A 13,976-nucleotide genomic window follows, 5' to 3' on the forward strand; every position below is an offset into this window, starting at 1 on the left:
AAGATTGTTGCTTTTGAAAGAACTTCGAATCAAATTTGGCTGATTGGAGCGGAAATCCCCAGCCTCTCTCTTATAGCAACAAAGTATGCGAAAAGAGCCTTTAAAAAAGATTTGATTATTATAAAGAGTTTAGATAAAGGAGTGACTGTCATGAGATTACTTCATACCGCAGATTGGCATCTTGGAAAAACATTAGAAGGTAGGAGTCGTTTGCCTGAACAGAAAGAGTTTCTAGATGAACTGAATTCGATTGCAGAAGAAGAGAATGTTGATGCCATTTTGATGGCGGGAGACGTGTTTGATACGGTTAATCCACCTGCAGCAGCTGAAACACTCTTCTATGACGCTGCAGTGAAGTTGACGAGTAATGGAGAGCGCCCGCTTATTATTATTTCAGGCAATCATGACAATCCAGAACGCCTTTCTGCATCACGACCACTTGCGAATATGAATGGCATTACAATTATAGGATTTCCAACAACTGAAGCGGTTGAAGTAAGAGTCCGCAATGGACAAAAGCTCTCAATAGCTGCCCTTCCTTACCCTTCTGAATCACGATTGAATGAATGTTTAACTAACAGTCAAGAAGAGGGGACTCTACAGCTAGCTTATGATGATCGTGTGAAAAAGCTCTTTAGCGATCTTTCTACCGGTGATGAAGAGTCTGTTCAAGTTGCCATGAGCCATATTTATGTAGCGGGTAGTAGGGAGAGCGACTCAGAAAGACCCATACAAGTTGGTGGTGCATATACCGTCTCGGCGAATTCATTACCTGAACAGGCACAGTATGTGGCGCTTGGTCACCTTCATCGTCCACAAACGATAACGAAAGGATCGTCACTTGCTCGTTATTCAGGCTCGCCGCTAGCGTATAGCTTTTCAGAAGCGAATCAGACTAAATCGGTTACAATTATTGATGTGGAACCAAATGGGTTAGCACATTTGAACGAGATTCCGCTTCAATCAGGTAAGCCACTCGTTCGATGGATTGCAGATAAAGGGATTGAGCAGGTCTATACGTGGCTAGAAGAGGGTAGAGACGCCGATGCCTGGGTCGATCTTGAAATCCATTTAAATGATACTCTTTCGATTGAAGAAATTCATCGACTTAGAAGTCAGCATGATGGGTTTATACATATTAGGCCAGTGTTTGAGAAGAAAGAGAATCAAAAGGAAGCATCTTACGCAAGTTTACCGATTGATGAGCTATTTAAGCGATTTTACGAGCAGCAGACGGATGGAGCAGAACCTGATGAGGAGCTCATTCAGCTTTTCTTAGAGATATCAGAAAATGATGAGTAAGGAAGGAGGAAGAAAATGAAACCGATTCGTCTATCCGTATCAGGATTGCATAGTTTTAGAGAAAAGCAAGAGATTGATTTTGAAACACTTTGTCAGGGAGGAATCTTCGGCATTTTCGGTCCAACTGGAAGTGGTAAGTCGTCCCTGCTCGACGCTATGACGTTAGCTCTTTATGGAAAAGTAGAACGTGCAACTAATAATACACAAGGGATTATGAATCATGCAGAGGATACATTATCTGTTTCATTTACCTTTGAGCTAGGTAGCGAATTAATGTATCGTGTCGAGAGAAGTTATAAGCGTTCGGGAGATATTTCAATACGCTCAGCGAATTCACGTCTAATCGAGATCGGGGAAGAGAATACTGTTCTGGCAGATAAAGATCGAGATGTTTCTCAGAAAATCCAGGAAATTCTTGGGTTAACGATTGATGATTTTACACGTGCGGTTGTTCTTCCCCAAGGGAAATTCGCTGAGTTTCTTTCTTTAAAAGGAACAGAGAGACGGCAAATGTTGCAACGGTTATTTCAGCTTGAAAAATACGGTGATCAATTCAACAGACGTTTACGCGCTAGAGTAGATGAAAAAAGAAATCACCTAAATCAAATTACAGCAGAGCAAACAGGGCTTGGTGAAGCTTCAAAACAGCACCTAAAAGAGGCGAAAGAGTCTCTTACCTTAGCAGAAAAAGCTGCAGAAGAAGCAAGGTTGAACCTCGTGCAAGCAGAGAAACAAAAAGAGGACGTTAATGAAAAGTGGTCATTACAACAACAGCTTGCTCAAGTAGAACAGAAGCGAGATTCCTTAGTGAAGAAAAGTGATGAGATAAAGGAGCTTCAAACGAAACTGAACGAAGCCCAAGCTGCTTTACAGGTCAAGCCTTATCTTGATGCAGTGGAAGCAACAGAGAAAGAAGCAAAAGAAGCGTACAATCGTTATCAAGAGGCGAAGAAACACCTTGATGAAGCAAGTGAAACCTATCGCTCTAGGAAACAGACTCACGAGGATTATCGATCAAGGCAGCAGGAACATGAGCCAATTCTAATGAAACGTCTCAATGAGCTTGAACGTGGAATAACGCTTGAAAAAGAGTTAGCAAGGCTCAAGGAGCAATCGACTAATCTTGAGGAACAGCGCATTTCGCTACAGAAAGATGTGACGATAGCGGATAATCAGAAGGAGAAAGTACAGAAGGATCTAAGCAAAGCGCGCACACTTCAATCCGACCTTAATCAGGAGCTTACTAGTTTACAAGTCTCACCAGAAGATCGAAAGCGAATCTCAAAAGCTCAAAGCTTGAAGCAAGAATTGCATTCCATAACTACGCAGCTAAATGATGTGACTAAGGAAGAAAAGGCACAGCTGACAGAGCGTGATCGAATCTATCCTCTGCAACAAGAAATGAACAAGCAACTAGATAAGACGAAAGAAAACTATCATCACTATTTTAGTAGACTCCTTTCGGTTTATAACCAGGTTTCGTCATGTAAGCTATCGCTTGAAAAGCATATTGCAAAACTTCAAGAAAGAGTACAGGATGCTCATCATAGGCTTGAAGAAAGTCGTACGCACGCTATTGCCATTAAGCTTGCTTCAGAGCTAAAAGAAGGAGAGTCGTGCCCAGTTTGTGGTTCAAAAGAGCACGTACACCTTGCTGAAGGCGACGATGATTCTTCTAAATTGCAGGATCAAATCCAAAGAGACGAACAGAAGCGTGAAAAGTTAAAAGATCAACTTCAAAACGCCAATCAGCTTCAGTACAAGCTTGAACAACTTTCCGATTTAATGACGGAACAAGAAGATTTAAGCGGAGTTCAGCAAGCCTCCGAAAGGGAGATAAAGGCGGACATAACCGATGATGAGGTTATAACAGAAGTTAAATCCCTGACTCAGGATGTTCAAGAGCTTGAGGAGAAAATTAAAAATGCAAGTAGGTGGCTTCAAGAACATCAAACGAAAGCATCTGAGTATGCTTATCAACTCAAGCAAGTGAAAGAGAATCTTGTTTCACGTGTTGAGAAACGAAAGCAATTAACCACTCGGACGAAAGAAATTGAGAAAACCATACAGGATGAATTTAACCTGAATGTAGAAGAGGTTGAAACTGAGTTGAAAAAGATGGAGGACATGGATGAGAAGGCAAGTGTTGTTCGCGAGCGCCTAAACAAAAGTGTCCCTTACATTGAAGATCAAGAAAAACGTCTCGTTGACTTACAAGAAAAAGTTCAGCAACAATCCGTTCAGTATGCTAAGCTAACAAGTTCTATAGAACAGCTTTCCGAACAGGTGAAAAGAGCAGAATCAGAGTATGAGGGGATTGTAGGCGAATCAACTGCTCAAGAAGGATACAATCAAGTTAACAGGCAGTTGGAATCACTTCGAAATGATGAAAAAGCGTCTGCCAACATATTAAAAGAAGCTGATGAACGTTATCTGCAAACTGAAAGGCAAGCTGCTGCTGCAAAGAACTACGATCAAGATGTTCAACTACGGTTAAAAAAGGCAGAAGAAGCTTATGGAGAAGCTGAAAAAACCTCGATCTTCTCTGATCGGAAATTTGTGAGATCTGCTGAAGTGTCTCTAGACCAAAGGAGAGACTGGGAAAATCAGGTCGAAGAATACAGGAAAGAGTGGAACCAAACGGAACATAACATGAATGAGCTTGAATCAAAGCTTTCTGGAAGAAAAGTTTCTGAGGATGAATATAAGGAATCTAATCAAAACGCAGAGCTTGCAAAAGAGACGAGAGAGGAAGCTCTTTCTCACTTTGCTGCGAGGCGTCATCATCTTGAAGATGTTACAAGAAGGCATAAGCGATTCAACGAGCTTGAAGAAGTTAGGAAAACTTCAAGCGCTGAGTTAGAAAAGCTCGGGAAGCTTCAAACAGTTTTCCGAGGAAATAGTTTTGTCGAGTTTATTGCTTCAGAACAGCTTGAGCAGGTAAGCCTTGATGCATCTCAGAAACTTGGTGATTTAACGTCGCAGCGATATGCGATAGAGGTAGATTCTAGCGGAGGCTTCTTAATACGAGATGATGCAAACGGAGGGGTTAGACGACCTGTGTCAACTCTTTCAGGTGGAGAAACTTTTCTCACTTCGCTAGCACTAGCTCTTGCGCTTTCAGGCCAAATTCAACTAAGAGGTGCACATCCACTTCAATTCTTCTTCTTAGATGAGGGGTTTGGTACGTTGGATGAATCTCTCCTGGATACCGTTATAACATCTCTTGAGAAGTTACAGAATGAAAGCTTAGCTGTTGGTGTCATCAGTCACGTGCCAGAGCTAAGAGCAAGATTACCACGTAAAGTCATTGTCTCACCATCAGAGCCATCAGGTCGTGGAAGTCGAATTGAAATGGAAACATTGTAAGGAAGGATAACATATCCGCAAGGGTATGTTACCTTTTTTTTTGAAAGATACTGTCAAAATACGAGAGTTTATGTAAAAATATGAATAGTAGATGAGGTTATTTTACATAGGAGGAACATGGATGTCACACTCTATGAGACTAGTTTTGGGAAGTTTTAAGCCGTTCTCACATTTTCGACCGCTTCGATCGGCTTATCAATTAAAAGGAACATGGTGGAGGTTAATTTTACTTGGCATTCTTGCATTTATTGTCGTAGGATTAACATCGTTTATGAACATTAAATATGCTGGAGAAGTTCCTGAATATGCAGGATTAGCTTCAAATGACCGACTGCTTTTTCTGATGAGCGAAGTCATTACAGATGGAGTACTTGGTCTGTTGACGTTTGTTATACTTGTATTAGTTGGCTCACTCCTTTTCTGGTCGTTCTTTCAGGAGGTAGGATATAAGAGGCTTACATATATACACAGTTATGTGGTGTTCATTCTTCTAATTGGTATGTTGCTTCAACTGCCATTTATTCCATTTCTTAATGAATCATCGCTTATTTCACCATACAGCCTTGGTATATACGTGGATTTACTAACGAATAATACTTTCTGGCTCTATTTCGGTTATAGTCTTTCGATCTTTCTTTTGTGGGGGACATTTGTTCAGTATGCAGCCATTAAGCAAAGTACCACTTTGTCGAAAGGGTATATTTTGTTCTGGATTGTTATATTGAATTTACTTATTGTAGCGATTCTAGCATACATAAGGACGGCATTTTAATGAAAAAGTTGGAGGGTCACACTGTGAATCGTAAGTCACTTTGGATTAGTGTAAGTGCCGGCCTATTTCTTCTCCTCTTCATAACGGTTAATACGCTCCTGATTCAGCGCGTTTTAGCAGATGAGAAGAAGGTAGAAACGGTTACGGTAAAGGGAAAAACGTATCAGGAACTTGTATCCTTTAACGGAGTTCTTATACCTGAATTAGAAGAATCGTATTATTATCAATCATCACGTGGTGAGATTTCAGAAGTACTCGTTAAGGAAGGAGATGATGTATCTTCTGGAACAACACTTTTTGAGTACGAAGAAGTGGAAACTGTTAATGTTTCCGAGCTCGAAGCCCAGCTAAATAAAGCAGAAACAGCCGTTTCTGTTCTTGATGATCAGCTTAATGACCTTTCTTTGCAATCATCTCGGGTTGAATCTAACACAGATCTTGAAGAAGAACAGAAACTTCAGTTACAGCTTGATGTGGAAGAACAAGTGAGAGATACAGAATATAGGAAAAGACTTGCTGAGCTAGATGTGAAGGAGCTAGAACGTCAAATTCAAGAGGCCGGTACTGAAGAGATTGATAATACAGTCGATTCAAGCCTTGATGGTTTGGCTAAAGAGATCAATCGCACTCCAGAAGATGGTGAACCTGTTGTAACGGTACTATCTAACAAGTTAGCTGTACAAGGTTCAGTTTCGGAATTAGACTATCCAACGCTTACAGCAGATCAAGAAGTCACTGTTCATGCAACGGCCTATCCTGGCAAGCCTCTATCAGGCAGAATTACAATGGTTGAAAATCGTCCATATAAAGTGGATGAAGAATCAGGTCTTAGCTACTATCATTTTACTGTAGTGATGGAAGGCGAGAATGAGATGGCTTCTGGCACGCATGTAACAATCGAGGCACCACTACATCAAAACAATAATGCTCCGTCTGTACCAGAAGAGAGCATTATTCAAAAAGGTTCAATTAGCTATGTTGTAGTTCTTGATGATACGAAATTATACCTGAGAGTAGTCGAACCTGGACGCATAGAGGACGGTAAGATAGAAATTCTTTCAGGACTTAAGCTGAAGGAGAAGGTTTTAACTAAACCGAAAGAAGCATTCACTGAACTACTATCTGAGAAAAAAGAAAAGGAAGATAAAAATAAGAAAGAGCCCAGCAAAGGGTGAGTAAATAGGGTCTGCAGAAATGCAGATCTTTTATTTAGATAACATTAACTGAATATTCATTATTCTAATAAGGAGTGAATAAACTGTGAGATTTATTTCGTTTACAGTGGAACAAGAAGAGCGCTTTGGTATCTGGTATGAAGAAGAAAGTATTGTAGTCGATTTATACTGCTATTATCGTGATAAAGGTGTGGATTTGCCCACGCTTCTTTCCTTCATTCAGGCAGAGGACATTAACATTGAAGAGATGAGAGGCGTATCAGAAGCCTACCATTTATCAATACAGGATGTTGACTTACAAGCCCCTATTCCAAGCCCTTTGAAAAACATTTTTTGTGTAGGTAAGAATTATCGAGATCATGCGATTGAAATGGGGAGTGAGAAAGACATCCCGGAGCATCCCATGATCTTCACGAAAGCTCCGACATCAGTTAGCGCCCCGGGAAAACTACTATCGTTTTCAAAAGATGTTTCTGAAGCGCTTGATTATGAGGGTGAACTAGCCGTTGTAATTGGGAAAAAGGGTAAGCGTATTTCGAGAGAACAAGCGATGGACTATGTATTCGGGTATACGATTGTAAATGATATTACCGCTCGAGATCTTCAAAAAAAGCACGGTCAATTTTTCTTAGGAAAGAGCCTAGACGGTTCATGTCCGATGGGTCCTGCTATCTTACATGCTTCTGAAGTTAGCAATCCCCATGATTTTAATCTTAAAACACTGGTTAACGGAGAGGTTAGACAGAATGGTCACACATCTGATTTAATTTTTGATATTCCTGAACTCATTCACGTTCTATCTAAGGGAATGACACTTGAGCCGGGGGATCTAATCGCAACAGGAACGCCATCAGGTGTAGGTAAAGGTTTCAAGCCACCTAAATATCTTGTTGATCGAGATATTGTTGAAGTTCGAATAGAAGGAATTGGTACATTACGAAATGAAATTAGTAAAAGATAGCGTTTCTGTGTTTAGCTGGTTGTTAGAAAAGGAATTGTTATCCAGAGAACCTACTAGGAGGGTTAGCAAATGGAAAAGTTTCATTATATTAATGGTGAGTGGACAGGACAGAATCTAGAAAAACTTGAAGTAAATAATCCAGCAACTGGTGAAGTAGTCGGTACAGTACCGGTTGGTGGAAAGTCTGAAACGAAGAAGGCTATTGATGCAGCACATAAAGCGTTCCCTGAATGGTCAAGCCTAACCGCATATGAGCGGTCATCATACTTAAAGAAACTCCATAGTCTTATGCTCGAGCATGAGGACGAGCTAGCAGAACTGATGACAAAGGAAATGGGTAAGCCACTTCATGAATCTAAAGGAGAAGTTGCTTATTCTGCGTCTTTCGTTGAGTGGTTTGCAGAAGAAGGAAAACGTGTATATGGTCGTACGATTCCTCCACATAAAGAAAAGCGGATGATGGAAGTGCGCAAACAACCTGTAGGTGTTGTTGGAGCGATAACGCCATGGAACTTTCCAGCAGCTATGATTGCTAGGAAGCTCGCGCCAGCGCTCGCTGCAGGGTGTACCTTTGTTGTTAAACCGCCTTCCGCAACACCACTAACAGCGGTAAGACTTGTTGAATTGTGTGAAGAAGCTGGGTTACCAAAAGGTGTCGTTAACCTCGTCACTGGTAAATCATCTGAAGTGGCCGGTGAGTTAATGAGTAACCCGCATGTTCGTAAAATAACATTTACTGGATCGACAGAAGTAGGAAAGAAGCTCATGGAACAGTCTGCCGAAACCGTCAAAAATATTTCGCTAGAGTTAGGTGGCCATGCTCCTATCATTGTTCTTGATGATGCCGACATTGATAAAGCTGTGGATGGAGTTATCGCTTCAAAGTTCCGCAATGGTGGACAAACTTGCATTTGTGGGAACCGCGTGTATGTGCAGGAGAAAATCTATGACGAATTCATTTCAAAATTTGTTGACAAGGCAAAAGAACTTCAAGTTGGTAACGGCCTTGAAGAAGGAACCGATATCGGTCCAATGATTGATAAAGATGGATACGATAAAGTCGAGAAGCACGTGCAAAATGCCTTAAGTCAGGGAGCAGAATGTGCTTTAGGTGGAGAAGGTTACGAAGAGAATGGCTGTTACTTCTATCGTCCAACGATTCTTAAGGATGTTACACCAGGCATGTTAATTATGAATGAAGAAACGTTTGGACCCGTTGCACCAATTCAAAAGGTTTCAACGGATGATGAAGCGATTAAGTTTGCTAATCAGACACCATTTGGCCTTGCCGCTTATGTATTTAGTGAGAGCGTACGTAGAGGGAATCATGTTGTAAACGGACTTGATTATGGAATTGTTGGCTGGAATGATGGCGTACCTTCCGCAGCACAGGCCCCGTTTGGTGGGATGAAACAAAGTGGTATTGGCCGTGAAGGTGGGCATGAAGGAATCGAAGCGTATCTTGAAACCAAGTATGTGTCTATAGGATTGTAATTGAAAAAAGAACCTCGCTTGGTTTTATCAAAAAGCGAGGTTCTTTCATTGCTATACGATTCTTTTAAACTGATAATACATCTGTAATTTGCTCAATCGCCCAGTTTAAGTCGTCCTCACTTATAATTAGTGGAGGTGCAAAACGAATGACTGTTTCATGCGTTTCTTTACACAGAAGTCCTTTTTCTTTCAATTTCTCACAATATGGTCGAGCTGCTTCATGAAGTTCAACGCCAATGAAAAGACCGCGACCGCGAACTTCTTTAATGAGTGGGTTATTAATTTCTTTTAACTTATTCTGGAAGTAGTTTCCTAGTTCAAGAGATCGATCTGCTAAATTCTCATCTTCAAGAACTTCTAGGGATGCTACAGAAACTGCACAAGCAAGTGGATTTCCACCAAAAGTAGAGCCGTGTGACCCTGGAGTAAATACACCTAGTACTTCTTCGTTCGCAGCAACACATGAAATTGGGAATACCCCGCCTCCGAGCGCTTTTCCAAGAATGTACATATCTGGTTCTACATTGTCCCAGTCACAAGCAAAGCGCTTTCCTGATCTACAAAGCCCTGCTTGAATTTCATCTGCAACGAACAGCACTTTCTGATCTTTACAATAGTCATAGGCTTCTTTAAGGAAACCTTCAGGTGGAATATTAATTCCGGCTTCACCTTGAATTGGCTCAAATAAGAAACCAGCTGTGTTTGGTGTGATGGCTTTTTTCAGAGCATCAATATCACCATAAGGGATCAGCTTAATACCTGGGAGCATTGGACCGAATCCACGCTGATATTCCTGTTCTGAGGAGAGCGAGACGGCAGTCATTGTACGACCGTGGAAGTTTCCTTCACAAGCGATAATCTCCGCTTGGTCTTTCGGAACGCCTTTCACTTCATATGCCCAGCGACGCATTGCTTTAACAGCCGTTTCCACTGCTTCAGCACCAGTGTTCATAGGTAGAATCATATCTTTGTTTGTGAATTCTGAAACTTTACGATAGAAAGGGCCAAGTTGGTCATTGTGAAAGGCCCGTGAAGTTAATGTCACACGATCCGCTTGATCTTTTAGTGCTTGAATAATTTTGGGATGTCTGTGTCCCTGGTTGACCGCTGAGTATGCACTAAGCATATCCATATAGCGATTACCTTCAGGATCCTTAACCCAAACACCTTCCGCTTCTGCAATAACGATTGGTAGTGGATGATAATTGGGTGCACCATACTGCTCTGTCATCTGAATAATATCTTGTGTTTGTACCATGTTACCTGTCACTCCCATCTTTTTGTTAATGCCACGTTATCATTATAACAATGAAATCGCTTGCTTCCTATGATTTGTGAGAAAATGGCATAAAATATTCTGACAATGTCGAAATTCTTGTTTCGTGATATGATAGTAAGTAGTTTGTACATAGATAGAAGGAGAGACTGCAAATGCTTCATGCACATTATACAGCCTGGGGATTGACCCTTATCCTTTTTATGAGTAGTTACTTTTTAATGAGAGCAGGCAAGGGAAAAGGACAGAAGATAACACATACCGTTCTACGTATTTTTTACATCTTGACTGTAGTATCAGGAATGTTCCTTGTTGTTGGCTACAATTTCTGGGGGCCATCACTTGTGAAAACTGTAGTAGCTTTATGGTTAATTTTCTCAATGGAAATGATCCTAGTAAGAGGTGTAAAAGGGAAAACAATCTGGCCGTTTTGGCTACAATTTCTGTTTGCTTTTATGCTTGTCTTTTTTTATGGGTATTACGTACTGCACCTCTATCAGTTATAAGTACCAAAACCACCTCTATTTAGGTGGTTTTTTTGTATTAAAAGGTGGAACAACATCTGCCGATATAACAAGTAGGGTAGAATGGCATATTTATGGAATAGCTGTGTTCCTATTCTCTCCTTTTTGATATTATGGATATAATAGAAAGTTGCGATTTAAAGGTTTTAAGGAATGAGGTGTATTGAGCTTGAAAACATTTTCAGTCGTGATTCATCAAGATAGTCAGTTGAGCGAGTGTGTAAACAATCATCCGGAACTGTTTCAGGCGAATGCCGTGCTCATTCAATTATTTTCATTATCCAGAGAAGTCGATCAAGCAGCAGAAGTGTCCTTAGAGTTAGAAAGACTTCTTCCTGAAGCTTTCATAATCGGTTCAACCGCTGCTGAAGCTTACTTTAACGGATCAAGTGTAACAGAAGGGATATTACTTTCTTTTTCGCTATTTCAACATGCGATAGTTAAACCATTTTTGATAGATGGTCATGCGAATGACTTTAAAAATCACATTACTGAAAAAGATGGAATCGTTTTGCTATTTAATTCTGGCGTTAACGATGAAGATGCTCTTTTAAGTGGAGCTCCATCACTAGTAATAGGAGGAAGAGCATTTGGGAACGAAAAATCCTTTGTTCTATCAGGAAGTCAGATTCTATTAAACGGAGTTGTGGGTGTCCATCTGACTGGGCATAAGTTAGACATTACTCCTTATTATGAAACATTTTGGAAGTCTGCTAGCCGATCATACGAGGTTACTAAATCTTTTGGTCAACGTGTATTTGAGATCGAGGGGATGAGCGTTCTTCACTTTTATGAGAAGTACCTCGGTCAAGAAGTTGCGAATAAGCTTCCAGAAGCAGCATCCCATGCTCCATTGCTTCATGAAGTGAAAGGACAATTAAAGCCATTTTCAGTTACCGAATTGCATCGAGATGGTTCAGTTACAGTTGACTCTTTTCTTCCAAAAGGTACTTTGGTAAACTTCTCTTATTTTGACGCTATTACGTTCCAGTCTTTCTTGCAACGGCTGAATGACCAGGCGACCTTGTTTCCCGTAGAAGGTGTCTTCTCATACTCGTCAGTACCTGCTAAAGATCTTTTTTCAAATGGAATGAGCCTGAATGCCAGTCACTTATCTAGTGCTATCACATCTGTATGCTTAGCTTCAGAATACTTCTCTGACGGAATGAGTTGTCAGCATTCAAATAACAGTACAATTATGGCTATGCTTAGCGAAACGGATGCTGAACAGGAGAAGGTTCAGCCTCAACCATTACACAATCAGGAGATGAAGGACTTGGATGGTTTAATGGCACTATCACATTTAATTAAAGCTTCCACGGAAGAATTGGAAACGTTGAACGTAAGTTTACAGCAGTCTGAACAGCGTTTTAAGTCTCTGTTTGAGCAAAATCCGAACCTTGTTTATTCTGTTGATAACTACGGGAAAATTACAAGCGTTAATCCTGCTCTTAAATCATTATTAGGCTATTCATCAGAAGAGGTAATGAGTAAGCATTCTCTTCAATTCGTAGCCTCAGAGGATGCTCAAATGACGAGGGATAAGTTCTATCAAACGTTTCAGGGTGTGGCTCAAACGTATGATGCTTATCTAGTAGATAAGTCAGGAACAAAAGTATTATTTACGATTACGAACATCCCGATTATTGTGAATGGAGAAATTATAGGAGCATATGGGATTGGTAAAAGCATCATGAATCAACGAAAAGCAGAAGAAAAAATTGCGCATCTGGCTTATTATGACGTGCTAACTGAACTGCCAAACCGTTTGCTGTTTGAAAATTTGCTGAATGAGTCTCTTAAAAACACTAATGAAAAGCTTGCTGTTATGTTTATTGATCTTGATCGTTTTAAGCTTATTAACGATAGCTTAGGACATCAAAGAGGTGACCACATTTTAAAGCAGGTAACGGATCGGATTAAAGAAGCGATTCAAGACGATGCTGTACTTGCAAGGTTTGGTGGAGATGAATTCACAGTATTATTACCTGGATTGAAAGATGAGAAAGAAGCACTAATGCTTGCAAAACGGGTTATTGATCAATTGAAGGCTCCTATTGTCTTTCATAATGTAGAATATTTTATGACTGTTGGAATCGGCATTAGTATATTCCCACATGATGGAATGGATCTTGATACGTTAATGAGAAATTCTTATATTGCGCTTGATCGGGCAAAGCAGCAGGGTGCAAGCTATATTGAATTCTATACAGATGAAATGACGGATCAAGCGTTTGAGCGTCTTGAACTTGAAAGTTATTTAAGAAGAGCAATTGAGAAGGAAGAGTTAACGCTGTACTATCAACCACAGGTGAACCTGGATGAACAAAAAATTTATGCATGTGAAGCTTTGATTCGCTGGAATCACCCGAAGCTTGGTCTCGTCTCACCTGCTCAGTTCATACCTCTTGCTGAAGAAACAGGCTTAATTGAAGAAATTGGGATATGGGTTTTAAATGAAGCTTGTATGCAAACTCGTAAATGGCAGGAATTGGGCTATGATGATTTGTCCATAAGCGTAAACGTATCAGGAAGACAGTTCCAAAGTGCGAACTTCGTAGAAACAGTTCGGCACGCACTTGATGCATCAGGACTTTCTCCTCAATCCCTACATCTTGAAGTGACAGAAAGCACGACGCTTGTTAACACAGACTATAGCATCTCGATGCTTAACGAGCTTAGAGGGATGGGGATGAAGGTGTCTATTGATGACTTTGGAACAGGATATTCTTCTCTTAGTTATCTCAAAGATTTCCCGCTTGATATCTTAAAGATTGATCAATCCTTTATAAGGAATCTTCAAGAAAATAACGCAGATGCTGCGATTGTAAAAGCTGTTATTACGATGTGTGAAGGATTGAATCTTTCTATCGTGGCGGAAGGAATTGAAACGAAGGAGCAGGGTGAAATTATTAGAAGTTTCGGCTGCAACTTTGCGCAAGGGTTTTTCTATAGTAAGCCACTGAATAAAGATCGTTTCGAGAAGCTGCTTTTATCAAAGCAATTCCCGTTAGCAACTTAGACCAGCCATTATTGGCTGGTCTTTTTTTAATAAATATGGGCAGATAACATACTTAAGGGGCTTGTTCTGTTTTAAGGGGTG

At 40.5% G+C, this 13,976-nt stretch carries 9 protein-coding genes; 8 read left to right on the forward strand and 1 reads right to left on the reverse strand.

What is annotated here, in order from left to right; all coding sequences use genetic code 11:
• Positions 1 to 150 precede the first annotated feature (150 nt).
• The 6 genes from JI666_RS00215 (at position 151) to JI666_RS00240 (ending at position 9,073) form a co-directional block, all read left to right on the forward strand.
• Positions 151 to 1,302, forward strand: a complete 1,152-nt coding sequence (locus JI666_RS00215) for an exonuclease SbcCD subunit D (RefSeq protein WP_206887589.1) — start codon at positions 151 to 153, stop codon at positions 1,300 to 1,302.
• Between the two features lie 15 nt (positions 1,303 to 1,317).
• Positions 1,318 to 4,671 carry an AAA family ATPase gene (locus tag JI666_RS00220; protein ID WP_206887591.1) on the forward strand — a complete coding sequence of 1,118 codons (3,354 nt, stop codon included), beginning with the start codon at positions 1,318 to 1,320 and terminating at the stop codon, positions 4,669 to 4,671.
• 121 nt (positions 4,672 to 4,792) lie between these two features.
• Positions 4,793 to 5,443 carry a hypothetical protein gene (locus JI666_RS00225; protein ID WP_206887593.1) on the forward strand — a complete coding sequence of 217 codons (651 nt, stop codon included), beginning with the start codon at positions 4,793 to 4,795 and terminating at the stop codon, positions 5,441 to 5,443.
• Positions 5,443 to 6,618, forward strand: coding sequence for an efflux RND transporter periplasmic adaptor subunit (locus tag JI666_RS00230; RefSeq protein WP_206887595.1), 1,176 nt, complete (start codon positions 5,443 to 5,445; stop codon positions 6,616 to 6,618). The genes JI666_RS00225 and JI666_RS00230 overlap by 1 nt, the downstream gene beginning before the upstream one ends.
• A gap of 85 nt (positions 6,619 to 6,703) precedes the next feature.
• Positions 6,704 to 7,579 carry a fumarylacetoacetate hydrolase family protein gene (locus JI666_RS00235; RefSeq protein ID WP_349769286.1) on the forward strand — a complete coding sequence of 292 codons (876 nt, stop codon included), beginning with the start codon at positions 6,704 to 6,706 and terminating at the stop codon, positions 7,577 to 7,579.
• A gap of 69 nt (positions 7,580 to 7,648) precedes the next feature.
• On the forward strand, positions 7,649 to 9,073 hold the full coding sequence (locus JI666_RS00240; protein WP_206887597.1) for an NAD-dependent succinate-semialdehyde dehydrogenase: 1,425 nt from the start codon (positions 7,649 to 7,651) through the stop codon (positions 9,071 to 9,073).
• A 64-nt stretch (positions 9,074 to 9,137) separates the two neighbouring features.
• Here JI666_RS00240 and JI666_RS00245 read toward each other — a convergent pair whose 3' ends face one another.
• Positions 9,138 to 10,331, reverse strand: coding sequence for an ornithine--oxo-acid transaminase (locus JI666_RS00245; RefSeq protein ID WP_206887599.1), 1,194 nt, complete (start codon positions 10,329 to 10,331; stop codon positions 9,138 to 9,140).
• Between the two features lie 173 nt (positions 10,332 to 10,504).
• Between JI666_RS00245 and JI666_RS00250 the strand changes: the two genes are divergently transcribed.
• Positions 10,505 to 10,855: a DUF1516 family protein gene (locus JI666_RS00250; RefSeq protein ID WP_206887601.1), complete on the forward strand. Its 351-nt coding sequence runs from the start codon at positions 10,505 to 10,507 to the stop codon at positions 10,853 to 10,855.
• A gap of 187 nt (positions 10,856 to 11,042) precedes the next feature.
• Positions 11,043 to 13,895 (forward strand): bifunctional diguanylate cyclase/phosphodiesterase, encoded by a 2,853-nt coding sequence (locus JI666_RS00255; protein WP_206887603.1) that lies wholly within the window; start codon positions 11,043 to 11,045, stop codon positions 13,893 to 13,895.
• Positions 13,896 to 13,976: the final 81 nt, after the last annotated feature.

Origin of the sequence: Bacillus sp. NTK071 (assembly GCF_017303315.1) — a bacterium.
GTDB lineage: Bacteria > Bacillota > Bacilli > Bacillales > Guptibacillaceae > Guptibacillus.